At 60.4% G+C, this 25,339-nt stretch carries 29 protein-coding genes and 1 riboswitch; of the genes, 8 read left to right on the plus strand and 21 right to left on the minus strand.

Features of this window, described 5'->3' with window-relative positions:
- Positions 1-119: 119 nt before the first annotated feature.
- The 21 genes from cobT to pduF all read right to left on the minus strand — a co-directional run bounded on the left by cobT (position 120) and on the right by pduF (position 18,348).
- On the minus strand, positions 120-1,175 hold the full coding sequence (cobT, locus tag KOSB73_RS23085) for a nicotinate-nucleotide--dimethylbenzimidazole phosphoribosyltransferase (protein ID WP_049085253.1): 1,056 nt from the start codon (positions 1,173-1,175) through the stop codon (positions 120-122).
- A 74-nt stretch (positions 1,176-1,249) separates the two neighbouring features.
- Positions 1,250-1,795 carry a bifunctional adenosylcobinamide kinase/adenosylcobinamide-phosphate guanylyltransferase gene (cobU, locus tag KOSB73_RS23090; protein WP_024358522.1) on the minus strand — a complete coding sequence of 182 codons (546 nt, stop codon included), beginning with the start codon at positions 1,793-1,795 and terminating at the stop codon, positions 1,250-1,252.
- The gene (locus tag KOSB73_RS23095) at positions 1,789-3,312 is read right to left on the minus strand and encodes a cobyric acid synthase (protein WP_098141051.1); all 1,524 of its coding nucleotides are present in this window, start codon (positions 3,310-3,312) and stop codon (positions 1,789-1,791) included. Before KOSB73_RS23095 ends, cobU begins: the two co-directional genes overlap by 7 nt.
- Positions 3,309-4,124: an energy-coupling factor ABC transporter ATP-binding protein gene (locus tag KOSB73_RS23100; RefSeq protein ID WP_004133686.1), complete on the minus strand. Its 816-nt coding sequence runs from the start codon at positions 4,122-4,124 to the stop codon at positions 3,309-3,311. Before KOSB73_RS23100 ends, KOSB73_RS23095 begins: the two co-directional genes overlap by 4 nt.
- Before the next feature lie 8 nt (positions 4,125-4,132).
- A complete protein-coding gene (locus tag KOSB73_RS23105) occupies positions 4,133-4,810 on the minus strand; it encodes an energy-coupling factor ABC transporter transmembrane protein (protein ID WP_049085251.1) in 678 nt (225 codons plus the stop codon).
- Positions 4,797-5,078, minus strand: a complete 282-nt coding sequence (locus KOSB73_RS23110) for an energy-coupling factor ABC transporter substrate-binding protein (RefSeq protein ID WP_004133685.1) — start codon at positions 5,076-5,078, stop codon at positions 4,797-4,799. Before KOSB73_RS23110 ends, KOSB73_RS23105 begins: the two co-directional genes overlap by 14 nt.
- A 1-nt stretch (position 5,079) precedes the next feature.
- Positions 5,080-5,817 carry a cobalt ECF transporter S component CbiM gene (gene cbiM, locus KOSB73_RS23115; protein WP_004124457.1) on the minus strand — a complete coding sequence of 246 codons (738 nt, stop codon included), beginning with the start codon at positions 5,815-5,817 and terminating at the stop codon, positions 5,080-5,082.
- Entirely contained in the window at positions 5,814-6,527 is a 714-nt protein-coding gene (locus KOSB73_RS23120) for a cobalt-factor II C(20)-methyltransferase (protein WP_004133682.1), read from the minus strand. Before KOSB73_RS23120 ends, cbiM begins: the two co-directional genes overlap by 4 nt.
- Entirely contained in the window at positions 6,524-7,318 is a 795-nt protein-coding gene (cbiK, locus tag KOSB73_RS23125; RefSeq protein WP_004133681.1) for a sirohydrochlorin cobaltochelatase, read from the minus strand. Before cbiK ends, KOSB73_RS23120 begins: the two co-directional genes overlap by 4 nt.
- A 10-nt stretch (positions 7,319-7,328) precedes the next feature.
- Positions 7,329-8,108: a cobalt-precorrin-6A reductase gene (locus KOSB73_RS23130; RefSeq protein ID WP_004133679.1), complete on the minus strand. Its 780-nt coding sequence runs from the start codon at positions 8,106-8,108 to the stop codon at positions 7,329-7,331.
- Entirely contained in the window at positions 8,105-8,830 is a 726-nt protein-coding gene (locus KOSB73_RS23135; RefSeq protein ID WP_004124467.1) for a precorrin-3B C(17)-methyltransferase, read from the minus strand. Before KOSB73_RS23135 ends, KOSB73_RS23130 begins: the two co-directional genes overlap by 4 nt.
- On the minus strand, positions 8,830-9,885 hold the full coding sequence (gene cbiG / locus KOSB73_RS23140; protein WP_004133670.1) for a cobalt-precorrin 5A hydrolase: 1,056 nt from the start codon (positions 9,883-9,885) through the stop codon (positions 8,830-8,832). Before cbiG ends, KOSB73_RS23135 begins: the two co-directional genes overlap by 1 nt.
- Positions 9,866-10,639 carry a cobalt-precorrin-4 methyltransferase gene (locus KOSB73_RS23145; RefSeq protein ID WP_004124472.1) on the minus strand — a complete coding sequence of 258 codons (774 nt, stop codon included), beginning with the start codon at positions 10,637-10,639 and terminating at the stop codon, positions 9,866-9,868. The genes cbiG and KOSB73_RS23145 overlap by 20 nt, the downstream gene beginning before the upstream one ends.
- Positions 10,632-11,201: a decarboxylating cobalt-precorrin-6B (C(15))-methyltransferase gene (locus KOSB73_RS23150; RefSeq protein ID WP_004133665.1), complete on the minus strand. Its 570-nt coding sequence runs from the start codon at positions 11,199-11,201 to the stop codon at positions 10,632-10,634. The genes KOSB73_RS23145 and KOSB73_RS23150 overlap by 8 nt, the downstream gene beginning before the upstream one ends.
- Positions 11,191-11,796 carry a cobalt-precorrin-7 (C(5))-methyltransferase gene (locus tag KOSB73_RS23155; RefSeq protein WP_004133663.1) on the minus strand — a complete coding sequence of 202 codons (606 nt, stop codon included), beginning with the start codon at positions 11,794-11,796 and terminating at the stop codon, positions 11,191-11,193. The genes KOSB73_RS23150 and KOSB73_RS23155 overlap by 11 nt, the downstream gene beginning before the upstream one ends.
- Positions 11,790-12,929 carry a cobalt-precorrin-5B (C(1))-methyltransferase CbiD gene (gene cbiD / locus KOSB73_RS23160; protein WP_098141053.1) on the minus strand — a complete coding sequence of 380 codons (1,140 nt, stop codon included), beginning with the start codon at positions 12,927-12,929 and terminating at the stop codon, positions 11,790-11,792. The genes KOSB73_RS23155 and cbiD overlap by 7 nt, the downstream gene beginning before the upstream one ends.
- Positions 12,926-13,558: a cobalt-precorrin-8 methylmutase gene (locus tag KOSB73_RS23165; protein ID WP_004133657.1), complete on the minus strand. Its 633-nt coding sequence runs from the start codon at positions 13,556-13,558 to the stop codon at positions 12,926-12,928. Before KOSB73_RS23165 ends, cbiD begins: the two co-directional genes overlap by 4 nt.
- A gap of 10 nt (positions 13,559-13,568) precedes the next feature.
- The gene (gene cbiB, locus KOSB73_RS23170) at positions 13,569-14,528 is read right to left on the minus strand and encodes an adenosylcobinamide-phosphate synthase CbiB (RefSeq protein ID WP_004133656.1); all 960 of its coding nucleotides are present in this window, start codon (positions 14,526-14,528) and stop codon (positions 13,569-13,571) included.
- Positions 14,525-15,904: a cobyrinic acid a,c-diamide synthase CobB gene (locus KOSB73_RS23175; protein WP_049085269.1), complete on the minus strand. Its 1,380-nt coding sequence runs from the start codon at positions 15,902-15,904 to the stop codon at positions 14,525-14,527. Before KOSB73_RS23175 ends, cbiB begins: the two co-directional genes overlap by 4 nt.
- An 88-nt stretch (positions 15,905-15,992) precedes the next feature.
- Positions 15,993-16,197: riboswitch (cobalamin riboswitch) on the minus strand.
- Between the two features lie 250 nt (positions 16,198-16,447).
- Positions 16,448-17,359: a transcriptional regulator PocR gene (gene pocR, locus KOSB73_RS23180; RefSeq protein WP_004133653.1), complete on the minus strand. Its 912-nt coding sequence runs from the start codon at positions 17,357-17,359 to the stop codon at positions 16,448-16,450.
- Between the two features lie 188 nt (positions 17,360-17,547).
- Positions 17,548-18,348, minus strand: a complete 801-nt coding sequence (gene pduF / locus KOSB73_RS23185) for a propanediol diffusion facilitator PduF (RefSeq protein ID WP_004105118.1) — start codon at positions 18,346-18,348, stop codon at positions 17,548-17,550.
- A 524-nt stretch (positions 18,349-18,872) separates the two neighbouring features.
- Here pduF and pduA point away from each other — a divergent pair.
- From pduA to pduJ, 8 genes are read left to right on the plus strand one after another with little or no spacing between them, the layout of a single operon-like run.
- Complete coding sequence (pduA, locus tag KOSB73_RS23190) at positions 18,873-19,157, plus strand: propanediol utilization microcompartment protein PduA (RefSeq protein WP_001183618.1); 285 nt, start codon at positions 18,873-18,875, stop codon at positions 19,155-19,157.
- The gene (gene pduB, locus KOSB73_RS23195) at positions 19,154-19,966 is read left to right on the plus strand and encodes a propanediol utilization microcompartment protein PduB (protein ID WP_004133650.1); all 813 of its coding nucleotides are present in this window, start codon (positions 19,154-19,156) and stop codon (positions 19,964-19,966) included. Before pduA ends, pduB begins: the two co-directional genes overlap by 4 nt.
- Before the next feature lie 18 nt (positions 19,967-19,984).
- Positions 19,985-21,649 (plus strand): propanediol dehydratase large subunit PduC, encoded by a 1,665-nt coding sequence (gene pduC, locus KOSB73_RS23200; RefSeq protein ID WP_024358534.1) that lies wholly within the window; start codon positions 19,985-19,987, stop codon positions 21,647-21,649.
- A gap of 10 nt (positions 21,650-21,659) precedes the next feature.
- A complete protein-coding gene (gene pduD / locus KOSB73_RS23205) occupies positions 21,660-22,319 on the plus strand; it encodes a propanediol dehydratase medium subunit PduD (protein WP_004124509.1) in 660 nt (219 codons plus the stop codon).
- Between the two features lie 14 nt (positions 22,320-22,333).
- Entirely contained in the window at positions 22,334-22,855 is a 522-nt protein-coding gene (pduE, locus tag KOSB73_RS23210) for a propanediol dehydratase small subunit PduE (RefSeq protein WP_004133648.1), read from the plus strand.
- A gap of 15 nt (positions 22,856-22,870) precedes the next feature.
- Complete coding sequence (gene pduG / locus KOSB73_RS23215; protein WP_049087289.1) at positions 22,871-24,703, plus strand: propanediol dehydratase reactivase alpha subunit PduG; 1,833 nt, start codon at positions 22,871-22,873, stop codon at positions 24,701-24,703.
- Complete coding sequence (pduH, locus tag KOSB73_RS23220; RefSeq protein ID WP_029669736.1) at positions 24,693-25,043, plus strand: propanediol dehydratase reactivase beta subunit PduH; 351 nt, start codon at positions 24,693-24,695, stop codon at positions 25,041-25,043. Before pduG ends, pduH begins: the two co-directional genes overlap by 11 nt.
- Positions 25,044-25,062: 19 nt before the next feature.
- The gene (pduJ, locus tag KOSB73_RS23225) at positions 25,063-25,338 is read left to right on the plus strand and encodes a propanediol utilization microcompartment protein PduJ (RefSeq protein ID WP_001057755.1); all 276 of its coding nucleotides are present in this window, start codon (positions 25,063-25,065) and stop codon (positions 25,336-25,338) included.
- Position 25,339: the final 1 nt, after the last annotated feature.

A 25,339-nucleotide genomic window follows, 5' to 3' on the forward strand; every position in this document is an offset into this window, starting at 1 on the left:
AATCCGGCCCCCGCAACCAACATCATAAACACCCTCAAGGGTGTTTTTTTGTTTCTGCGCTCCGCAAAATCTTATGCCTGATTCAGGGAACGCCGCAGCGCCGCCCCCTAATGCCTTTCTCAGCCCTTCGGCAAAACAATATTGCTCGCCGCCAGCATGCCCATCTCGTGGTACATCGCGCAGGCCGCTTCCACGATCGGCATCGCCAGCGCCGCGCCGCTGCCTTCGCCCAGACGCATCCCCATATTCAGGTAGGGCTCCAGTTCGAGATGCATCAGCGCCGTACGCGCGCCCTTCTCCGCCGAATAGTGGGACGGGATTAGATAGGGTTTCACTTCCGGCGCAATTCGGCACGCCGCCAGCGCCGCCGCGTAGGAGAGGAAGCCGTCGAGCACCACCGGCAGGCCGCAGGAGGCCGCGCCCAGCATCACGCCCGTCATCCCCAATAAATCAAAACCGCCCACTTTCGCCAGCACGTCCAGGCCATCATTCGGGTCGGGTCGATTGACGGCAATTGCCCGACGCACCACCTCCACTTTGTTAGCGACTTTCGCCAACGGCAGATTAGCGCCAATCCCCACCACCTCCTGGGCATCGCTGCCGGTCAGGACGCTGACAATCGCCGCCGCCGGGGTGGTATTCGCCATCCCGAGCTCCCCGACGCCGAACAGCGTCACGCCATCCTGCGCCAGCCCTCGGGTATAGCGCATCACCTCCAGCAGCAGCTCTTCCGCCTGGCCGCGGCGCATTGCCGGACCGACGGCGATATTGCCGCAGCCGCGCGCCACGCGCATGTTGATAACGCCCGGAATAAGCTCGGCATCGATCCCGACGTCAATGACGTGCACCTTCGCGCCCGCCTGCGCCGCCAGTACGCAAACGCCGGTTTTGCCTAGCGTCATATTCGCCGCCTGAATCGCGGTGACCGCTTTCGGCGAGATGGCGACCCCTTCGTCCCACACGCCGTGGTCGGCGCACATCACCAGCAGCGCCTTCTTTTTCACCTGCGGGACGCCGTCAAGGCCGGGCATGCCCGCCAGCTGTACGGCAAGATCTTCAAGGCGTCCAAGGCTTCCGGGCGGCTTCAGCAGGCCGTCAATATGAAGCCGGGCGCGCGCCATCGCGTTTTCATCAGGCGCAGGGATCGCACCCAGTAGAGAGGTTAAGCTTTGCATAGAGGTTCTCGTCATGTTGGCTGGCTCAGGGCAGAGCCAGCAGGAAGAATAACTCCCGGTACGGAGCGCCTGATTTACTTGATTTTCACACCGATGCCCGACACCACCAGCCAGACGTCGTCCGCCGCCGCCGCAAGACGCTGGTTGACGCGCCCGGCGATGTCGCGGAAATGGCGGGCCAGACGATTCTCCGGCACAATCCCCATCCCCACTTCGTTGGTCACCAGCACCACGCGGGCCGGACAGCGCTGGCAGGCGGCGATCAGGACGTCGATTTCGGCGTCGATCGCCCGTTCCATCGCCGCATAATCCCAGCCGTCCGGTGCGCTGTCGCCGCCCAGCGCAAACAGCAGGTTGGTCACCATGGTGGTGATGCATTCCAGCAAAATCGCCTCTTGCGGGGCGATATCCGGCGTTATCAGCTCATCAAGCTGCTGCCAGCGCTCGGCGGTACGCCAGTGTGCGGGCCTGCCGTCGCGGTGGTGCTGGATCCTCGCCGCCATCTCGTCATCAAAGATCTGCGAGGTGGCGATGTACAGTACCTGCGGCGCATGGGCAATCAGCGCTTCGGCATGACGGCTTTTACCGCTGCGCGCCCCGCCGGTGACTAAAGTCAGCATATGGGCTCCTGATGCTGGCGCATGATGGCGTAGATTTTTTCGATATCGATATACTGGCGCATCGCGTCGGCCAGCAGATCGAACTGGCGGGATTTATACTGCGCATATTCGAAATCGCTATCCAGCGCCGCCAGCCCTTTACACTGGCGCAGGCCGTTAACCAGCGCGCGGGTAAATTCATCGCTATCAAACAGGCCGTGCAGATAGGTGCCAAACGCCAGGCCGTCATCGCTGACCGCGCCGTCCGCTACGCTCAGCCCGTTTTTATGGAGTTGCATCAGCGAACGGCAGCCGTCGCGAAGCTCGGTTTCGCCCATATGGATCTCATAGCCGCGTACGGCCAGCCCCGCCGTTGCCGCCAGCCACGCCGGCAGCCCTAGGGCCAGGGTCGCCGTCACCTGGGTCGTGGTTTTGTGCTGCGCAAAGTGGGTGACGGTATTGAGCAACCCCAGCCCCGGCTGCGTGCCAAGCCCCGACTCCACCTCATCAATAATGGTTTCGCCGAGCATCTGGTAGCCGCCGCAGACCCCCAGCACCGGTACGCCCTGACGCCGGGCCTGCAGTACCGCGTGCGCCATACCGCTTTCGCGCAGCCAGCGCAGATCGCCGAGCGTGTTTTTACTGCCCGGCAGGATAATCATATCCACGCCCGCCAGCTCCTGCGGCTGGCGAACGTAGCGGACGCGGACGTCCGGCTGCGCCGCCAGCGCGTTGAAATCGGTAAAATTGGCGATGTGCGGCAGCTGAACCACGGCAATCTCAATGTCGCGCCTGTCGGTGCGCAGATATTTACCTTTTTGCAGCGCCACGCCGTCCTCATCTTCGAGATCGACGTCCAGCCACGGCATCACGCCGAGCACCGGGACGCCGGTGAGCGCTTCTATCTGCTCGATCCCGGAGTAGAGCAGCGCCACGTCGCCGCGAAATTTGTTGATAATCACCCCCTTGACCCGCGCGCGCTCGTGGCCGTGCAGCAGCGCGAGGGTGCCGTAGATAGAGGCGAATACGCCGCCGCGATCGATATCCGCCACGAGGATCACCGGGCACTGCGCCATCTCGGCCATGCCCATATTGACGATGTCGCGATCGCGCAGGTTGATCTCTGCCGGGCTGCCCGCCCCTTCCAGCACCAGCACATCATGTTCGGCGGCCAGGCTGTTATAGACCGAGAGGATCTGTTCGCGCAGGCGCGGCTTATATTCGTGATAGCTCACCGCGTCCATATCGGTCGCCACCTTGCCCATCAGCACCACCTGCGCTTTGCGGTCGCTGGTCGGCTTGAGCAGCACCGGGTTCATGCGCACATCCGGCGTAATCCCCGCCGCTTCGGCCTGGAAAATCTGCGCCCGGCCCATCTCTTTGCCATCCGGCGTAATACCGGAATTGAGCGCCATATTCTGCGATTTAAACGGCGCGGTGCGCTGACCGTCCTGATAAAAAATACGGCACAGCCCCGCGACCAGCACGCTTTTACCGACGTCAGAAGCGGTGCCCTGTAACATAATTGCCAGCGTCATGACGCCTCCTTCATCGCGTTGCTTCGCATCCGCGTAAAAAATTCTTCTTCGGTTTTACACAGCGGCAGCCCGAGCTGCGCGTGCAGCTTCACCAGCCACGGCTGGGTAAGCCCGGCCTGGGCCATCAGTTCGCTGCGGGCAAACACCTCGCCGGGTTCGCCGTGCGCCAGCACTTCGCCGCGGCGTAACACGTAAACCGCATCGCTAACTTCATAGATCAGATCGATATCGTGGCTGGAGATCGCCACGTGGTTGCCCCGATCGGCAATGCGCTTAATGATGTCGATCATCTGCGCGCGCCCCGAGGGATCGAGCCCCGCCGTCGGCTCGTCGAGCAGTAAGTAGCGCGCCTGCAGCACCAGCGCCCCGGCTATCGCCACGCGCTTTTTCTGCCCGTGGCTCAGGCACTGAATCGGCTGGTGACGAAACCCCTGGGCATCGACGAGAGTCAGCGCATCGTCCACCCGCCGGGCGATTTCCTCTTCCGCAACCCCCAGGTTACGCAGGCTAAAGGCAATATCGCTGTCGATATCGGTATAGAAGATTTGCTGGTCCGGGTCCTGAAAAACGGTCGCCACCTGCTGGCGCAGCGCCAGCAGGCCGCGCTTGCTGTAGTCCAGCGGTTTTCCTTGCCACTGCACCGCCCCGCTCTGCGGGCGCAGCAGACCGCTCAGATTCATAAACAGCGTCGATTTTCCGCAGCCGTTCGCCCCCACCAGTCCGGTCACCGCGTGATGGGAAAAATCCAGCGTCAGCCCCTTCAGCACCGGCTCGTCCTGATAGCGAAACCAGAGATCGGTCGTGGCAAGCATACTTATCCTTAGAGGTGAAAATCACCCTGATACAGTTTGATATCCAGCGTGGTGCTCATCTGCTGGTAGCGGATCATCACCCGGGTAAACAGCAGTCCTACCAGCATGGCCAGCGAACGATAGCCCTTCGGCACGCTACGGTAGCCAAAACGTAATGTTTGCGCACGGTGAATCGCCAGCGCTTCGTCTAACAGAATAAAAATAAAGCGCCAGGTCAGCAGGATTTGCTCGGTCAGCAGCCGCGGCACCCGCCCACGCTTGAGCAGCACAATAAGCTGCGGGAACGGCAGATTCAGCACCAGCCAGAAGGTGGACGCCAGCGCCGCCAGGCTGCGCCAGAAGGTCTGATTGGCGGTCGTCAGCCCCTCCGATGTGATGCCCAGCCGGACGCCGCCCAGCGGCAGGCTCACCAGCAGATCCTGCGGATCGCGGCTGACGCTAAACAGAATGGTCAACACCCCGATCAGCAGGAAGCCAAACGGCAGCGCCATCCAGCGGCACCAGCGCCACGGCGAGACCCGCAGCAGCCAGCAGGTTAAGGCGGCAATCAGCGCCATTTCGATACCCTGCCCCAGCGGTGGCAGGGTAAAGGCCAGCCCCATCAGCAGCAGCCAGAACAGGAACTTGCGCTCCGGCGCGACGTGAAACCAGCGGCTCTGGTAGCTGAGTCGGTCAAACCCGGTCATCACGGCGCTGTCTGCCTTTGCTGTAGCCCAGAATATAGAATATCACCGCCGCGCCAAGAGAGCCCTGGAGCGTAAACAGCAGGCTCTCAATCTCCCCGCTTGCCGGTTCATACAGCGGCTGGAACCACGGCTCATAATGCGGCGCGACCACCTGAATCTGGCTCTCCGCCTCGCCGTCCGAGCCGCCAAACTCGCCGCCGTGATCGACAAAGAACGGCAGGATCACCAGCGCCACCACCATGGCTAACAATATCAGCGTCTTTTTCATGTTAATGCCCCTGTGCGGTAATTAGCTGACGTTTGGTCAACTGGTCGTAGATCATGACGGTTAACAGCCCTTCAGCAATGGCGATCGGGATCTGGGTCAGGCAGAAGATCCCCATAAACTTGACGATCGAGCCGGTCGCGCCGGCAGTCGGATCCGGGAAGGCCACGCCGAGCTGGACCGAGGTGACAAAGTAGGTCACCAGATCCGCCAGCATGGCGCAGAGAAACACCCCGACATCGCGACGAATGCCCGCGCGGCAGGCCATTTTCCATACCATATAGCCGACCACCGGCCCGATGACCGCCATCGACATGCCGTTCGCGCCGAGCGTCGTCAGCCCGCCGTGCGCCAGCAGCAGCGCCTGGAACAGCAGCACGATGGCCCCAAGGATCGCCACCACGCCCGGCCCGAAGAGAATCACCGCCAGGCCGACGCCGGTCGGGTGCGAACAGCTGCCGGTGACGGAAGGAATTTTCAGCGCCGAGAGGACAAAAATAAACGCCCCGCACAGCGCCAGCAGCACCTTCTGGTTATTATCTTCCTGCACGATACGGCGCAGGCGAACCAGCCCGTACCACAGGCAGGGTAAAAACAGCAGCCACCACGCCAGGGCCCACATCGGCGGTAAAAACCCCTCCATGATGTGCATCGCGAAAGCCTTTTCGGGCACCACTATCAGCAATAGCGCCGCAGCTAAGCCGCTGAAAGACAGCTGTTTTAGCTGTTGTTCAAGTTTCATTCTGCATACTCCCACTGTTTGTTGACCAGAATGGTCGAGAAATAGGGCAGCGGCTGGTCGTCGCTGACTTCAGTCAAATGACGCCAGCACTGCTCGCCCGGCAGCGTGGCTTCGGACATCATCAGCGCGGCATCCAGCAGGCCGTTTTTCGCCAGCAGCGCTTTGATGCGGGGAAAGCGCCCGTAGACTTTCATCAGCACCAGGCTTTCATGCTGGCGCAGCGCCTGCTCGATTTCCGTTTCCGGCGCGGTGCAGGAGATCACCGCCAGCGACTGCTGTTCCATGGCCAGCGGCGTTTTTGAACGCGCGGCAATGGCGGCGAAAGAGGTGACGCCGGGCACAATCTCCAGCCACTCCGGGCAGCCGATGCGCTGGAGTAAGAACACCCAGGTGCTAAACAGCATGGCGTCGCCAAGGGTAATAAACCCGACCTGCTTGCCCGCTTCCACTTCCTGAACCAGCGCGGCGGCGACCTCGTCCCACACCGCCTCTTTTTCCGCGCTGTCGGCGCTCATCGGGAAATGGCAGCAGCGCACTTCGGTCTGTTCGCCGATATATTCGCGCACGATGGAGAACGCGAGGCTGTCGCCGCCTTTACGTCCGGCGGGCGCGTAGAGAATGTCCAGCGTGCCCAGCACCCGCGCCGCGCGCACGGTGATCAGATCGGCGGCGCCGGGGCCGGTGCTCAGGGCGTACAGTTTGCCGCTCATGCCGCCTCCTCCATCGCCAGGCTCAGCGCCTGCCGCAGGTGGGCGACAAACATCGCGCGCACCGCCGGATTCTCTCCCAGTCCGTTCAGCCACGGCGTCGCCGTGATACCGGCGGCGTTGAACAGCGTTTTCCAGGAATCCTCTTCGTCCGAGGCCATATCGTTAATGGCGTGATCGCCGGCCACCAGCATCAGCGGCATCAGGTGCACGCCCTTCACCCCCTGCTGGCGCAGGCTGTCGATAAGAATATCGACCTCCGGATAGCTCTCGACCGCGCCGACCCGCGCCGGAAACCCCTTCGCCGTCATCATATGGTCCAGGCAGGCGTAGGCGGCGAAAGCGTGATGGCTGGCGCCGTGTCCCATAAAAACTACCGTTTCATCGGCGGCAAGCGGCGGCATCTGCTGGCGCAGCGCCTGCATCAGCTGGACGTAATCGTTATGGCTGCTCAGCAGCGGCGCCCCCAGCGTCAGGCGGAGGAACAGCGGGCGCAGGCTTTGCACTTCGCGGACGATCTTTTCATACTCATCGCCGTTGATAATGTGCAGCGACTGAATCGCCACATCCTGGTAGCCCTGCTCGGCCAGCTTCTGCAACGCCTGCAGCGGGGTATCAATCTCAATGCCGTCGCGCTGTTTGAGCTTGCGGATAATCATCCCGGAGGTAAAGGCGCGAAACGTGTCGCGGTCCGGGCAGCTGGCCGCCAGCTCGCGCTCGCAGGCGACGATGTTTTTTTCACAGGTGTCGGGATAGCTGGTGCCAAAACTGACCACCAGAAGCGCTTTTTTCATTTCTGACTCCTTAAGCAGCGGCCAGCCAGCGCGCTAAGCGCCGGGCAAAGGCAGCCTGACTTTCCAGTAATTCTTCACCGGTCACCAGCGGCGCCGGGCGCGTAATCACGATGCAGGGGATACCGGCATCCAGACAGGGTTGTACTTTTTCCTGATAGCCGCCCTCGGCGCCGGAGGCCTTGGTGATCACCACATCGGCCCGGCACTGGCGGTAGAAAGCGGCGTTGAACTCGGCGCTGAACGGCCCACACAGGGCGAAGATCTCGCCAACGCCGAACCCCAGCGCGGCGCACTGCGCGATGACATCGGCTACCGGCAACACCCGGGCCAGCAGCGTTTTTTCGCCTAATCCCGCCCGCCAGCGCGCCAGATCTTTGCTGCCCGTGGTGAGCAGCACGCGCGGACCGAAGCGCCGCGCGACCTCGCAGGCCTGTTCAATGCTCTCCACGGTATAGAGCAGCGGATGCGTCAGGCCGCTCAGCTGTTCAGGGCGCTGATAGCGGCTCAGCAGCACGCCGGCGGTTTCACAGGCCCGGACGATATTGCGGCTTACCGCTTCGGCGTAGGGGTGCGAAGCATCGATCACCCAGCGGGTCCGGTTGGCCTTCAGCCAGGCGATCATCTCCTCCGGCTCAAGACGCCCGCAGCGCACCCGCCCGCGAATATCGCCCGCCAGCTGCTGGCCGGTCGGCGTCGCCACCGACAGGGTGTAGCGAACCTGCGCCGCGTCAAGCTGCTGGCACAGCGCCCGCGCGTCGCTGGTTCCGCCGATCACCAGCACCTCACTCACAGCACGTAGCCCCGCGGGGTGATCATCAGGCCATCCTGGATATAGGTCGCTTTATTGCCGACGATCACCAGGCTGGTCATATCGACCGGTTCAAAATCCATTTCCCCTAAGGTGGTCAGCCATTTCTCCTGCTTTTTACGTCCGGCGGACTTCACTACCCCCACCGGGGTCTGCGCGCTTTTGCTGGCCGACAGCAGCTCAAAAGCGCGCGCCAGATGCCCTTCGCGGCCGCGGCTGCGCGGGTTGTAAAAACAGATCACGAAGTCGGCTTCCCCGGCGGCGACAATGCGCTTTTCAATCACCGGCCACGGGGTCAGCAGGTCGCTGAGGCTGATATGGCAGAAGTCGTGCATCAGCGGCGCGCCCAGCAGCGAGGCGGCGGCGATGCTGGCAGTCATCCCCGGGATCAGGCGAACTTCCACATCCAGCTTCTGCTTGCTGACCAGCTCAAGCACCAGTCCGGCCATGCCGTAAATACCGGCATCGCCGCTGCTGATCAGCGCCACGTTATGCCCGGCCTGCGCCAGCTCAATCGCCGCCTGGCAGCGTTCAATCTCTTTGCACATCCCGGTTTTGATCACCTGCTTATCGCCGGTAAAGGCTTTCACCAGGTGGGTGTAGGTTTTATAGCCAACGACGATTTCCGCCGCCTGCAGCGCCTCAATGGCCTCCATGGTCATCATTGACTGCGAGCCAGGGCCGATTCCGATTACGCTTAACATCAGTGTGAAACTCCCAAAGTAATAGTGACGCCCTGTTCGCGCAGGGTTTCGCCCAACAGTTGCCCATGGCTCAGCAGCCAGGCCGCCGGGCCGGATACGCTCCCCACGCCGACGGTGTTTCTGACGAACGATGAAGCGGGAAAGTGATGCTCATGCTCGCGCAGCGCATCAGCGGTAAAGGTTTCAAACGGCACGCGGCAGCAGGAGGCCAGCTGAATCAGCCCCTGCTCGTGCTTCTTCAGCGTGACGCTGCCGATGGCTTTCAGCGCCAGCGGATCGAGGCGCTGCGCCTCAAGCTGGCGCGCCAGCAGCGTCGCTAACAGCGGGAATGGCGTATCGCGACGGCAGCCAATTCCGGCGACCACCCGCTGCGGTACCAGCTTCCAGTGCGGCACGGCGATCGCCGGCAGTTCGTTGCGCAGGGTGACGCAGACCAGCGCGTCCAGCTCAGGAAGCTGGTGCAAATCGGTCACGGTGATAAATCCACGCCGGTCGCAGCGGCTGACGTCTTCATCCAGCTCGTCGTCCCACCACAGGCCGACGCGCTGATGGCTGACCAACATCTGGTTGACGGTTTTCACCGCCGCGCGGAAGTCGACCATTCGGGCATTAAGCTGGAACGCCAGGGTATCCAGCGCCGCCATCTCGTTGACGTCGGTGGCGGTGGTGATCACCGGATCGGCGCCGAGCATCCCGGCCAGATAGCGGCTCAGGGCATTTGCGCCCCCCGCGTGGCCGGAAAGCAGGCTAATAACGTGCTGGCCGCGCTCGTCAATCACCACCACCGCCGGGTCGCTGAACTTGTCATTCACCAGCGGGGCCAGCACGCGTACCGCGATCCCGGTGGCGCCGATGAAGATCAGCGCCGAATAGCTGCTGAAGGCCTCGCGCGCGGCGCTGGCAAAACCGTTTTCAAAGGGAAGAAACCCCTCCTCCAGCAGCTTCTCGCTGGTAAAACAGGTTAACGGCAGCATCGCCGCCAGCCGTTTCGCCAGCCGGACGCCGCCTGGGGTCAGGCAAAAAAGCGCGATTGATTCAGGCTTTACGGTATTCATGGCTAAAGTCCGCCGCGTAGAGTTTTGAGTAGTGATACTCAGAGCCCAGGAAATTCCCGACCAGAATGAGCGCCGTTTTGCGGATCCCCGCCTCGCGCACCTTGTCGCCGATATCCGCCAGGGTGCCGCGTACGGTCTGGCTTTCCGGCCAGGTCGCTTTATAGATCACCGCTACCGGCGTGGTTGCCGGGTAACCGCCTTCAATCAGGCGCTCCGCTACCCGATGAATACGCTGCACGGAGAGGTAAATCGCCATCGAGGTCTGGTGGCTGGCAAACGACTCAAGCTGCTCGCGCTCCGGCACCGGCGTACGCCCTTCGAGGCGGGTAATAATCAGGCTCTGGGAGACTTCCGGGACGGTGTATTCGACGCCCAGCTCCGCCGCGGCGCCCAGAAACGCGCTGACGCCCGGCACCACCTGCCAGTCGATGCCGCGTTTAGTCAGCTCTTCGCCCTGCTCGCGTACCGAGCCGTACAGCGACACGTCTCCGGTCTGTAAACGCACCACCGTTTTCCCGGCGTTAACCCCGGCTTCCATCAGGTCGAGAATTTGCTCCAGATGCAGTTCGGCGCTGTCGTGGCACTCAGCGCCAGGCGGACAATACTCCAGCAGCTCGGTGTTTATCAGCGACCCGGCGTAGATCACCACCTGGGCCTGCTGGAGCAAGCGGTAGCCCTTGAGGGTAATCAGCTCACGGTCGCCCGGCCCTGCGCCAACGAACCACACACTACGGGGATCAAATGTCTCAGCCATGGTTTTCTTCCTTCTGACAGGCGATAACAAAAACGGGATTATTCGGTTTGAAATAGTGGCCGCTGCCAAGCGTTGTCAGCGCTGAAACGTTCAGCTGCAGGCAATCAACCTGTTCGATTCCCTTCAGCCGCAGATAGTCGAGAGCGGCGTTCAGGTTCTCCTGGAGGATAAAGGTCATCACCAGACGACCGCCGGGGTAGAGCTGCTGCCACGACCAGTCAATGAGCGCGTCGAGGCGGCCGCCGCTGCCGCCCATAAAAATGGCATCGGCGCGTTCGGTGATCACCATCGGCGCTTCGCCGGGCAGGATCTCAATGTTGCCGCAGGCGAAATGCTGGCGGTTTTCGTCCAGCAGCTGCAGGGCCGCGGGGTTGCGTTCGACCGCCGTCACCTGCAGCGAGGGATACTGCAGCGCCGCCTCAATTGACACGCTGCCGGTACCGGCGCCGATATCAATCAGGTGGCTTGCCCGGTGCAGTTCAAGTTTGGCCAGCGCCAGCGCGCGAACCGCCTCTTTGGTCATCGGCACCTTCTCGCCGCGCAGAAAAAGCTCATCTTTCATCGAGGATCACCACCGCGTTCATCTCATATTCACCGTCGACCTCACTGACCGGTAGCCAGCGGATCCGCTCGTTATCCATCGCCAGATTTTCGCCAATCACCATCCAGCGATACCCTTTTCCCCGCGCCGCCAGCTGGGCGGCGATTTCCCGCGGCCCGCAGCGCCCGTCGGTCACCATCGCCACCTTGCGCTGGCGCGCCAGCTCATCAAAACAGACGTCTCGCCCGTGGCTGCTGGTCAGCCAGATATCGTTCATATCGATACCGGCCTTCGCGCAGAGATACTGCACCGCGCTGATGCCGGGAATAATGCGCACGCGATCGATGCCAAAGTGGGCTATCAGCCGCGTACCGATGCCGTAAAAGAGCGGGTCGCCGGAGGCCAGCACCACCACCTTCTGCGCGTCACGCTCGCCGAGCCAGACCAGCAGTTCGGCGATATTGGCCCCCAGTGCAAACCGTTCGCCGTCAAACTCAGGGAACTGCTGCAGATGCCGCTTGCCGCCCACCAGCGCGTCCGCACTGGCGACCGCGTCCCGCGCCGCCGGCGTCATCAGATGCAGGCCCGACGGGCCCATGCCAACCACCGTTAACATGACATCTCCCGCGCAATCTCGGCGATCGGCCGATTGCTGCCGAGGACCTTGTTATCAAAGGAGAACATGATGGCGTCGCAGACGGGCGGCGCTTTGGTAAAGCGCAGCATCTGCATCACCCGCAGGCAGATGCGTTCGGCAAGATGGTGATAGATATGCTGAAAACCGTACGCGTCGATGTGCTCCATCGCCGCTTCGGTGGTATCGCATTCGCTCACCAACTGCAAAAGCGCCAGCGGCGCGCCCAGCAGCGCCAGATGCGCGACCAGGGTTTCCATCCGCGCATCGGCGATATGGCTGTGGGTGTGGAAGATCCCGGCGGCGACTTTAATCAGCTTGCCAGGGTGGCCGATCAGCACAATCTGGCGGAACCCGAGGCGCACGGCCTCTTCAATCATGTAGCCGACGAAGTTGCTCATGGTGACCACCACCTGCGAATCGATGCCCATCTGCTCGCGGACGAAGCGCTCGCCGTGGTTGCCCGGCACCAGCACCACCCGCTCCAGCCCCGCCGCGCGCTTAATTTCCAGCTCCAGCGACAGCGAACGCTTCCAGCTCTCCTCCGACATCGGCGTCACGATACCGGTGGTACCGATAATCGAGATGCCGCCCAGGATCCCGAGCCGCGAGTTATAGGTTTTCTGCGCCCGCGCCTCGCCCTCCGGGGCGAAAATCTCGACTTCGGCCCCGCGCGACGGGCCTATCGCTTCGCGCACCGCCGACTCAATGGTATGGCGCGGAGTGCGGTTAATCGCCGGGCTGCCGATGGGCAGGCCGATGCCTTTGCGGGTGACCGTGCCGACGCCTTCGCTGCCGCGCAGGGTAATCTCGCCGGAATCGTCGAGCGTCACGCGGGCAAAAATCAGCATCCCGTGGGTGGCGTCAACATCGTCGCCGCCGTCTTTACGAATGGCGGCGATCGCCTGCTGCCCTTCGACGTGCGGCGACTCGACGTTAAGGCACAGGGTGACGCCGGAAGGGGTAACAATGGAGACCTGATGAATCAGATGCTGGCGCATCACCATCAGCGCTGCGACCTTGGCTGCCGCCGTCGCGCAGGATCCGGTGGTATAGCCTTTGCGCAGCGCCTTGCCGTTATGCCACACCGGGGCGTCAAAGGATTGCTCGCTCATCGCGCCCCCTGTAAGTGGTACAAAATGGCGTTGACGATGGCGGCGGCGACGTTGCTGCCGCCTTTACGACCCAGCGCGGCGATACCCGGCAGGCCACTCTGCGTCAGGGCCTCTTTCGACTCCGCCGCGCCGACAAAACCGACCGGCACGCCAATCACGCCGTTGACCGCGACGTCATGCTCCAGCAAACGAAACAGCGCGGTGGGCGCATTGCCGAAAACAAACACCTTCTCGCCCTCTTCGGCGACCGCGATATCGACCGCCGCCATCGAGCGGGTCATCCCCTGCGCCTTGGCCTCCGCCACCACCCGCGGATCGCTGATATAGCAGCGGCACTCGCCGCCGAATTTCGCCAGCAGGGTTTTATTGATCCCGGAGAGCGCCATGGTGGTATCGGTATAAAGCGTGCAGGGCTGGCTCAGGGCGGCGCTCAAGCGCGGAAGAACGTCGGGCGAAAACCACAGAATATCCAGCCAGTCAAAATCGGCGGTGGTGTGGATCACCCGCTTGATAATGGCTTCGTGCAGCGGGCTGGCAAAGCGGTAGTCCGGGCGGGTCTGCGCAATAATGTCGCCAATAATGTCGAAGCTTTTCGCCTCAATCGCCTGCGGTTGCTGGATATAGTGCATTCATTTGTCCTCAGGCTGCGCCGACCAGCCAGTACCGGACCGCCATAAACAGCGCCAGCGCCAGGGTCGAAGACACCCACATCAGTCGAATCGTTCGGGGAATATCGTCTACGGAAATATCGCGCGTCGCGTCGCCGATCCACGGCTTCTCCACGCGCTGACCAAAATAATCGTTAGGGCCGCCAAGCCGGATGCCGAGCGCCCCGGCGACCGCCGCTTCCGACCAGCCGCAGTTCGGGCTGCTGTGGTTGTAGCGGTCGCGCCAGCCGATGCGCAGCGCGCGGCCGCCCGCTTCACCGCAGAGGAGAGCGGCGAGGCTAATAAGCAGCCAGCTCAGGCGCGCGGGGATAAAGTTGGCGACATCATCGAGGCGGGCGCTGACCATGCCGATCGCGCGATATTTTTCGTGCTTATAGCCAACCATCGAGTCCAGGGTATTGACCGCTTTATAGGCCATCGCCAGCGGCGCGCCGCCCAGCAGCAGAAAGAAGAGCGGCGCGATAATGCCGTCGACGGTGTTCTCCGCCACCGTCTCCACCACCGCGCGGTTAATCTGCCGCGCTTCAAGCTGCGACGTATCGCGCCCGACAATCCAGGAGAGTTTGATACGGCTTTCAGCGAGATCGCCCGCGCGCAGCGGATGCTCTACGTCCCGCGCCGACTGCGCCAGGCAGCGTCCGGCCAGCACGGTGAAAATCATCCATACTTCAACCAGCCAGCCAAGCCACGGATGGACCGCCTGCGCCAGGGTCAGCACGCCCCAGGAGACGCCCCACGTCAGCCCGACCACCACCAGCCACATCACCGCGCCGCCGAGGCGCAGGGCCACATCGCTGTGACAGTAGCGGCGCACGCCGCGCTGAACGGCGGCGATCAGGTTACCAATCCAGCGCACCGGGTGCGGCCAGCTCTGCGGATCGCCGATAATAAAATCAAGGAGCCAGGCAACGCCCCAGGCCAGCAGCGTCATAGCGCGCTCCTTGCCGCAGCCAGCCAGTGGTTAAGCATCATGGGACGCTGCGCAAAGTGCAGGTGCAGATAGCTGGCGAACGTGTTGCCCACCTGCCAGCCGCCCGACCACTGCTGAAGGGTGATGCCGTCGCGGACTTTGCGGCAGGCCAGGACCGCCGGGGACTCGGGGGTAAAATCCGAGTAGTGAAACTCGTGCCCGCGCAGGGTTTCGCCGGGCGCCGCCAGCAGAGTTTGCCGCATCGCCCGCGCCTCGCAGTAGCCAAAGCGGGTCAGCCGTTTGCCCATTTTGCTATGGCCGGGAATAAGGTTGGCCATTGGATAGATCTCACCGCTGGCATCTTCAAGGGTGCTGCCGAGATACATCAGACCGCCGCATTCGGCGTAAATCGCCACGCCACGTCGGTGCGCCTCCTGCAGCTGCGCCAGCATCGGCGTATTGGCCGCCAGCGCGGCGGCGTGAATTTCCGGATAGCCGCCGCCGAGCCAAATCATCTGGCACGGAGGAAGCTCGCTATCGTGCAGCGGGCTGAAGCGCACGATATTCACCCCGCAGCGCTCCAGCAGCGTGAGGTTATCCGGGTAGTAAAAGTTGAAGGCTTCGTCGTCGGCCAGCGCCAGCGTCAGGCCTGCGCCAGCATCAGAGCGCGGCAGCGGCGGCCACTCCCCGGCGGGTAATGAACTGAGCTGGCTGAGGGTAAGAAGTCTTTCAATATCCAGGGTTTGCGCCAGCATGTGGGCAAAATCGCGCCACGGCTGCTGGTTCACCAGCGACTCGCGGGCGGTAACCAGCCCCAGATGGCGTTCGGGTAACGCCACCCCTTCCACTCGCGGTACGTAGCCGAGCACCGGCAGCCCGCAGTAGCGTTCAATGGCGCCTTTGAGAAGCTGATAATGGGTTTCGCTGTTGACGCGATTGACGATAACGCCCGCGATGTTCAGGCTGGGGTCGAAGTGCTGAAATCCCATCACCGTGGCGGCGATAGAGGTGGAAACCGCTTTGCCATCCACTAGCAGAATAACCGGACAGCCGAGCTGTTTGGCCATCGCGGCGGTGCTGCAGTAGCCGGGGTCGGCGCCGAAGCCGTCATACAGCCCCATTACGCCTTCAATAACCGCGATATCCGCCCGCTGCATCCGTTCGCAAAACAGCGCGTTAAGCACCGGTTCCGGGAGCATAAAGCCGTCGAGGTTGCATGAAGCGACGCCGCTGACGGCGGTGTGCCAGCCGGTGTCGAGGTAGTCCGGGCCGACTTTGTACGGCTGCACCCGCATGCCGCGCTGCTTCAACAGGCTGAGCAGGCCAAGCGTAACGGTGGTTTTACCACAACCGCTGCCGGTACCTGCGAGAATAAATGCGTGCTGCCTGGCTGCCATACCCCGATCCTGTGCCGGGTGGTAGGGCTGCGTGCATTCCCAGTCTTTCGACTGTACGCATCTGAGCAACCCACTTCCCACCGAAGTTGTTGATTATTACCGACAGGCAGGTCTTCTGGCTTAGCGTCGTCCTCCCCCATCCTTCCCAATCCGGTAAGCGGATCAGTGGCTAAATATGGGTTCGTCAGCATCACAGCAGCGGGGGCTGCGGGGGATTCACACCCCCTTCCCTGGCGCCTGTCGGTTTAGTCCGTCGCGATTCGAGCGGGACTGCCCGGCTCGAATGCTTTCATGTACATCTTACGGAAGCTGGATGACTCCCGTCGTTTGCAAAGGATGCTTCATTACGCCGATGGCGCTCTGAAAATCGTTTCAGGTATCACTCTATCCCATCAAATAAATAAAAACTGGTGCAGCTTATCGCTCACTCATTATTATTTTGTTGCGCTATGACAATTTATTGCTCTGAATGAGATATTTTCATTTTATAATGAGCCAGATACGCGGACATATCAAAAATCGGCAATAACAAAATATTGTCATTTAAATTGACTCAGTTTGTGATCTGGCGTTAATTTGCTGGCGATAGGCCTGCGGAGTCACCTGATAAGCCTGGCGAAAAACTTTGCAAAAATAGCTGGTTTGCGAAAATCCTAAATTTCGCGCGATGCTGGCGATGCTCCAGTCGCTGTGGCAAAGCAGCTCTTTGGCGCTCACCATCCGCTGATGGTTCACCCACGCGTTAAAGCCGATTCCCTGATATTTTTTGAACAGCTTACTGAAATAGTAGGGGCTGAGATAAACGTGGGCGGCGACGTCTTCCAGGCGCAGCTCGTCGGATAAATGGGCGTCAATGTAGCGCAGCGCCTTCTTCATTTTACTGTCGTGAGGACTCACCGCCCGGCTGGCGCGCGCGGGTTCAGGCTGCTGCGGATTGTCTTTAATCACTACAAAATTAAGCTGCTTTTTCAGGCAGTTCTCGACGATCAGCTTCAGTAAATCCGCGGAGGCAATCACTCTTGAGTAGTCCATCTCCGGCACGTCGCGGAACGCTTTAAGCAGCTCGGGGTCAGCCTGCCAGCGGTCGTCGACGTTGAGGATATCCACCAGCTCAACGTCATTGCTTAAGCGCACCTGGCCACAAAGCACGAAGCCCACAAGGTGTCCGGCGATAACCAGCGGAATGGAAAAATCGGTTAACCCGGCGTGGCAGCGGTAGATACAGAGCGCATCGGTTTTCGAGGCCTCGAGGCCGCCGCAGCGGTCGCTCATTCGGCAGCGGGTGCTGTGCTGGGGATGCTGGCGCATCAGCTGGCAGAAAGGGGTGAAATTAAACAGTTCGGATATTTCATCACCGTGAATATTGACAACCACAACCGCCAGACTGGTGGCCTGCGCAAAATCCTGTGCGATTTTATTAATGAGTTCTGAGTTCAGTGTGCTCGCAGAAATCATGATAAAACCTCTCAGTTAATTTTTTGTTATAAATAAAACATTTCTTTAATATTCACTTCCTTTCATCATCATTTACCGCCAACGATAAAAGAATATTACGATAGCAAAAGTCTCCCATCCGTGGGAGACGTTTTTGGCCAGTTCGTGATACCGGTTCATGAAATTTTTTAGCTATTTCAGCCGATACATTAATCCTCTAATTTACAGGTATTACACGGTAAGTTATTCCCGATCAGATAACGATAGATCGCCGCGCCGAGGCAGGCGCCGATCAGCGGCGCAATAATCGGTACGATAAAATACGGAATATCCCTTCCGCCGGTCATCGCGATATCGCCCCAGCCCGCCATCCAAGTAAACAGCTTCGGTCCAAAATCACGCGCCGGATTCATCGCGAAGCCGGTCAGCGGCCCGGTTGAGGCGCCAATCACCGCCACCAGCAGGCCGATCAGCAGCGGGGCCAGCGGCCCTTTCGGTACGCCGTTGCCGTCGTCGGTCAGCGCCATAATCATCCCCATCAGCATGGAGGTGATCACCACTTCAACCAGCGCCGCGTGCCAGATGCTCAGCGACGCCGCCGGGTAGGTGCTGAAAATACTCGCCAACTGCAGGCTCTCTACGCTGCCGCGAGCGATATGGTGGGCGGATTCAAACTCGGTAAACATAGTGCTGTACAGCACATAGGCCAGCACCGCGCCGCCAAAGGCGCCTGCGACCTGTGAAACGATATAGGGGAAAACTTTACGTCCGGGAAAGCAGGCAAATAGCCATAAAGCCACGGTCACCGCCGGGTTGAGATGGCCGCCGGATATTCCCGACGTCAGATAGACGGCAAGCGAGATCCCCAGCCCCCAGATAATGCATATTTCCCATAGCCCGAGGCTCGCGCCCGCCACTTTCAACGCGCTCAGGCAGCCGATGCCGAAAAACAAAAATAGCCCGGTGCCCAGAAACTCGGCGGTACATTGCGCTTTTAACGAATCATTCATGGTGACACCTTCTTAGCAGAGTTCGTGTCCTGACCAGCCAACCTCCTGCTGGCAGTAGAGTACAACGAGCATCACTATATGAACTCCGCTCCACAAATTGTTGGCAACCTGCCGACGGCGGCCCCGGAAAATTCGGGCATCAATAACAAATTATTGTCATGGAATAAGCCGGGAAAGCTACGCTGACGCGTAGATTCTGTAATTAACCGGTCCCTTTGGCATGCAAAAATATTGCTAAAACCAACTCCTCTTTTTCCAACAAACATCACAAATTCGTTTTCCTCGCATAGCAGATAAAATTTAATCCGTCATGAACAAATTTGTAAATATGGAATATACAAAACAAGATAATCACATAAAATAAAATAAAAATAGATAATAAAATCATCATATTAAATTTATAAACGACAATTTTATATTATCCAACACCCACTATTTTTTCATCATCAAATTCAAGTCAGCCATTCTTTTTCCTCGCATCTTCTTATAGTCCCAACTATCGGAACACTCCATGTGAGGTCTTTATGCAACAAGAAGCACTAGGAATGGTAGAAACCAAAGGCTTAACCGCAGCCATAGAGGCCGCTGATGCAATGGTGAAGTCAGCCAATGTGATGTTAGTGGGCTATGAAAAGATTGGCTCCGGGCTGGTCACCGTCATCGTGCGCGGCGACGTTGGCGCGGTAAAAGCGGCCACCGATGCCGGTGCCGCCGCCGCACGTAACGTGGGAGAAGTGAAAGCCGTACACGTCATCCCACGCCCTCACACCGATGTAGAAAAAATCTTACCGAAGGGAATTAGCCAATGAGCAGCAATGAGCTGGTTGAACAGATCATGGCTCAGGTGATTGCCCGTGTGGCAACGCCGGAACAACAGGCCATCCCTACTGAAAACCATCCAATACGAGAGACGGCTATGGCAGAAAAAAGCTGCAGTTTAACGGAATTTGTCGGGACCGCCATTGGCGACACCCTGGGCCTGGTGATCGCCAACGTCGATACCGCCCTGCTGGACGCGATGAAGCTGGAAAAACGCTATCGCTCCATCGGCATTCTCGGCGCCCGCACCGGCGCTGGCCCGCACATTATGGCGGCGGATGAAGCGGTGAAGGCCACCAACACCGAAGTGGTCAGCATTGAGCTTCCGCGCGATACCAAAGGCGGCGCGGGCCACGGTTCGCTGATTATTTTAGGCGGCAACGACGTTTCCGACGTTAAGCGCGGTATCGAAGTCGCGCTGAAAGAGCTCGACCGCACCTTCGGCGATGTTTACGGCAACGAAGCCGGGCATATCGAGCTGCAGTACACCGCTCGCGCCAGCTACGCCCTGGAAAAAGCGTTCGGCGCGCCGATTGGCCGCGCCTGCGGCATCATCGTTGGCGCTCCGGCCTCCGTTGGCGTGCTGATGGCCGATACCGCGCTGAAGTCAGCCAACGTTGAAGTCGTGGCCTATAGCTCCCCGGCGCACGGCACCAGCTTCAGTAACGAAGCCATTCTGGTGATTTCCGGCGACTCCGGCGCGGTCCGCCAGGCGGTCATCTCGGCGCGCGAAATCGGCAAAACCGTTCTTGCGACCCTCGGTGCTGAACCGAAAAACGATCGCCCGTCCTACATCTGATACCCACGAGGCTGATTCATGAGATCGAAAAGATTTGAAGCACTGGCGAAACGCCCTGTGAATCAGGACGGCTTCGTTAAGGAGTGGATCGAAGAAGGCTTTATCGCAATGGAAAGCCCGAACGACCCGAAACCGTCGATTAAAATCGTTAACGGCGCGGTAACCGAGCTGGACGGGAAACCGGTAAGCGAATTCGACCTGATCGACCACTTTATCGCCCGCTACGGCATCAATCTGAACCGCGCTGAAGAAGTGATGGCGATGGATTCGGTCAAGCTGGCCAATATGCTGTGCGATCCGAACGTCAAACGCAGCGAAATCGTCCCGCTGACCACCGCGATGACGCCGGCGAAAATCGTCGAAGTGGTTTCGCATATGAACGTGGTCGAGATGATGATGGCGATGCAGAAAATGCGCGCCCGCCGCACCCCGTCCCAGCAGGCCCACGTCACCAACGTCAAAGATAACCCGGTACAAATTGCCGCCGACGCCGCCGAAGGCGCATGGCGCGGATTTGACGAACAGGAAACCACCGTTGCGGTAGCGCGCTATGCGCCGTTCAACGCCATCGCGCTGCTGGTGGGCTCGCAGGTAGGCCGTCCGGGCGTGCTGACTCAGTGCTCGCTGGAAGAAGCCACCGAGCTGAAGCTCGGCATGCTGGGCCATACCTGCTACGCCGAAACCATCTCCGTCTACGGCACCGAGCCGGTCTTTACCGATGGCGACGACACGCCGTGGTCGAAGGGCTTCCTGGCCTCGTCCTACGCCTCTCGCGGCCTGAAAATGCGCTTCACCTCCGGCTCCGGCTCGGAAGTGCAGATGGGCTACGCCGAAGGCAAATCCATGCTTTATCTGGAAGCGCGCTGCATCTACATCACCAAAGCCGCCGGCGTTCAGGGGCTGCAAAACGGCTCGGTAAGCTGCATCGGCGTGCCGTCCGCGGTGCCGTCAGGCATTCGCGCGGTGCTGGCGGAAAACCTGATCTGCTCGTCGCTGGATCTGGAATGCGCCTCCAGTAACGACCAGACCTTTACCCACTCCGATATGCGTCGCACCGCGCGTCTGCTGATGCAGTTCCTGCCGGGAACCGACTTCATCTCTTCCGGTTATTCCGCGGTGCCGAACTACGACAACATGTTCGCTGGCTCCAACGAAGATGCCGAAGACTTTGACGACTACAACGTTATCCAGCGCGACCTGAAGGTGGACGGCGGTCTGCGTCCGGTGCGTGAAGAGGACGTCATCGCCATCCGTAACAAAGCCGCCCGCGCGCTGCAGGCCGTGTTTGCCGGAATGGGGCTGCCGCCGATTACCGATGAAGAAGTTGAAGCCGCGACCTACGCCCACGGTTCGAAAGATATGCCGGAGCGCAATATCGTCGAAGACATCAAGTTCGCCCAGGAAATCATCAATCAAAACCGCAACGGTCTGGAAGTGGTGAAAGCGCTGGCGCAGGGCGGGTTTACCGACGTGGCCCAGGACATGCTCAACATCCAGAAGGCCAAGCTGACCGGGGACTATCTGCATACCTCCGCGATTATCGTCGGCGACGGACAGGTGCTGTCAGCCGTCAACGACATTAACGATTATGCCGGTCCGGCAACGGGCTATCGCCTGCAGGGCGAACGCTGGGAAGAGATTAAAAACATCCCTGGCGCTCTTGATCCCAACGAGATTGATTAAGGGGTGAGAAATGGAAATTAATGAAAAATTGCTGCGCCAGATAATTGAAGACGTGCTTAGCGAAATGAAGGGCAGCGATAAACCGGTCTCGTTTAATGCGCCGGCGGCCTCCGCTGCGCCTGCTGGCGACGGTTTCCTGACCGAAGTGGGCGAAGCGCGTCAGGGAACCCAGCAGGACGAAGTGATTATCGCCGTCGGCCCGGCGTTCGGCCTGGCGCAGACCGTCAATATCGTCGGCATCCCGCACAAAAGCATTCTGCGCGAAGTGATTGCCGGTATTGAAGAAGAAGGCATTAAAGCGCGCGTGATTCGCTGCTTTAAATCCTCCGACGTGGCCTTCGTCGCCGTTGAGGGCAATCGCCTGAGCGGCTCCGGCATCTCTATCGGCATCCAGTCGAAAGGCACCACGGTTATCCACCAGCAGGGGCTGCCGCCGCTCTCCAACCTGGAGCTGTTCCCACAGGCGCCGCTGCTGACCCTGGACACCTACCGTCAGATTGGTAAGAACGCCGCCCGCTATGCGAAACGCGAATCGCCGCAGCCGGTCCCGACGCTGAATGACCAGATGGCGCGGCCGAAGTACCAGGCGAAATCGGCCATTTTGCACATTAAAGAGACCAAATACGTGGTGACGGGTAAAAACCCGCAGGAACTGCGCGTGGCGCTTTGATAAAGGATAACTCCATGAATACCGACGCAATTGAATCGATGGTTCGCGACGTATTGAGCCGCATGAACAGCCTGCAGGGCGAGGCGCCAGCGGCGGCTCCGGCGGCTGGCGGCGCATCCCGTAGCGCCAGGGTCAGCGACTACCCGCTGGCGAACAAGCACCCGGAATGGGTGAAAACCGCCACCAATAAAACGCTGGACGACTTTACGCTGGAAAACGTGCTGAGCAATAAAGTCACCGCTCAGGATATGCGTATTACCCCGGAAACCCTGCGCTTACAGGCGTCGATCGCCAAAGACGCGGGCCGCGACCGGCTGGCGATGAACTTCGAACGCGCCGCCGAGCTGACCGCGGTACCGGACGATCGCATTCTTGAAATCTACAACGCCCTTCGCCCCTACCGTTCAACGAAAGAGGAGCTGCTCGCTATCGCCGACGATCTCGAAAGCCGCTATCAGGCGAAGATTTGCGCAGCTTTCGTTCGCGAAGCGGCAACGCTGTACGTCGAGCGTAAAAAACTCAAAGGCGACGATTAACTACAGGGGGCGGTGATGCGATATATAGCTGGCATTGATATCGGCAACTCATCGACGGAAGTCGCCCTGGCGACTCTGGATGAGGCTGGCGCGCTGACGATTACGCATAGCGCGCTAGCGGAAACCTCCGGGATCAAAGGCACGTTGCGTAACGTGTTCGGGATCCAGGAAGCGCTTGCCCTCGTGGCAAAGCGCGCCGGGATCGGCGTCGGCGATATTTCGCTCATTCGCATTAACGAAGCCACGCCGGTGATTGGCGATGTGGCGATGGAAACCATTACCGAAACCATCATCACCGAATCGACTATGATCGGCCATAACCCGAAAACGCCCGGCGGCGTGGGGCTTGGCGTTGGCATCACTATTACGCCGCAGGAGCTGTTAACCCGCCCGGCGGAGGCCCCCTATATCCTGGTGGTGTCATCGGCCTTCGATTTTGCCGATATCGCGAACGTTATCAACGCCTCCCTGCGCGCCGGGTATCAGATTACCGGCGTCATTTTGCAACGCGACGATGGCGTGCTGGTCAGCAACCGGCTGGAAAAACCGCTGCCGATCGTTGACGAAGTGCTGTACATCGACCGCATTCCGCTGGGAATGCTGGCGGCGATTGAGGTCGCCGTCCCGGGGAAGGTTATCGAAACCCTCTCCAACCCTTACGGTATCGCCACCGTATTCAACCTCAACGCCGAGGAGACCAAAAACATCGTCCCGATGGCCCGGGCGCTGATTGGCAATCGTTCCGCCGTGGTGGTCAAAACGCCATCCGGCGACGTTAAAGCGCGGGCGATCCCCGCCGGTAACCTGGCGCTGCTGGCCCAGGGGCGCAGCGTGCGCGTGGATGTCGCCGCCGGCGCCGAGGCCATCATGAAAGCGGTCGACGGCTGCGGCAGGCTCGATAACGTCACCGGTGAGTCCGGCACCAATATAGGCGGCATGCTGGAGCACGTGCGCCAGACCATGGCCGAGCTGACCAACAAGCCGAGCAGCGAGATTTTCATTCAGGATCTGCTGGCCGTCGATACCTCGGTACCGGTGAGCGTCACAGGCGGACTGGCTGGGGAGTTCTCGCTGGAGCAGGCCGTCGGCATCGCCTCGATGGTGAAATCGGATCGCCTGCAGATGGCGATGATCGCCCGCGAGATTGAGCAGAAGCTCAATATCGACGTGCAGATCGGCGGCGCCGAGGCCGAAGCCGCCATCCTGGGCGCGCTGACCACGCCGGGCACCACCCGACCGCTGGCGATCCTCGACCTCGGCGCGGGCTCCACCGATGCCTCCATCATCAACCCTAAAGGCGAAATCATCGCCACCCACCTCGCCGGAGCAGGCGATATGGTGACGATGATCATTGCCCGTGAGCTGGGGCTGGAGGACCGCTATCTGGCGGAAGAGATCAAGAAGTTCCCGCTGGCTAAGGTGGAAAGCCTGTTCCATTTGCGCCACGAGGACGGCAGCGTGCAGTTTTTCTCTACGCCGCTGCCCCCGGCCGTCTTCGCCCGCGTCTGTGTGGTAAAGCCGGACGAACTGGTGCCGCTGCCCGGCGACTTAGCGCTGGAAAAAGTGCGTGCCATTCGCCGTAGCGCCAAAGAGCGGGTCTTTGTCACCAACGCCCTGCGCGCGCTGCGTCAGGTCAGCCCCACCGGCAACATTCGCGATATTCCGTTCGTGGTGCTGGTGGGCGGTTCGTCGCTGGATTTCGAAGTCCCGCAGCTGGTCACCGATGCGCTGGCGCACTACCGCCTGGTTGCCGGGCGCGGAAATATTCGCGGCAGCGAAGGCCCGAGAAACGCGGTGGCCACCGGGCTGATTCTCTCCTGGCACAAGGAGTTCGCGCATGGACAGTAATCACAGCGCCCCGGCCATCGTCATTACCGCCATCGCCGGCTGCGACGGCCTGTGGCGCGAAGTGCTGCTGGGCATTGAAGAGGAAGGCATCCCTTTCCTGCTCCAGCATCATCCGGCCGGAGAAGTCGTGGACAGCGCCTGGCAGGCGGCGCGCAGCTCGCCGCTGCTGGTGGGCATCGCCTGCGACCGCCATACGCTGGTCGTGCACTACAAGAATTTACCCGCATCGGCGCCGCTTTTTACGCTGATGCATCATCAGGACAGTCAGGCCCATCGTAACACCGGAAATAACGCGGCACGGCTGGTCAAAGGGATCCCTTTCCGGGATCTGAATCGCTAAGCAACAGGAGAACGGCAGAATGAATAACGCACTGGGACTGGTTGAAACAAAAGGGTTGGTGGGCGCTATTGAAGCCGCCGACGCCATGGTGAAATCCGCCAACGTGCAGCTGGTTGGCTACGAAAAAATTGGCTCGGGTCTGGTGACCGTGATGGTTCGCGGCGACGTCGGCGCGGTTAAAGCGGCGGTGGACGCGGGCAGCGCGGCGGCAAGCGTGGTGGGTGAAGTGAAATCCTGCCACGTGATCCCGCGTCCGCACAGCGACGTTGAGGCCATTTTACCGAAATCAGCCTGAT

It is taken from the genome of Klebsiella grimontii, assembly GCF_900200035.1.
Lineage (GTDB): Bacteria > Pseudomonadota > Gammaproteobacteria > Enterobacterales > Enterobacteriaceae > Klebsiella > Klebsiella grimontii.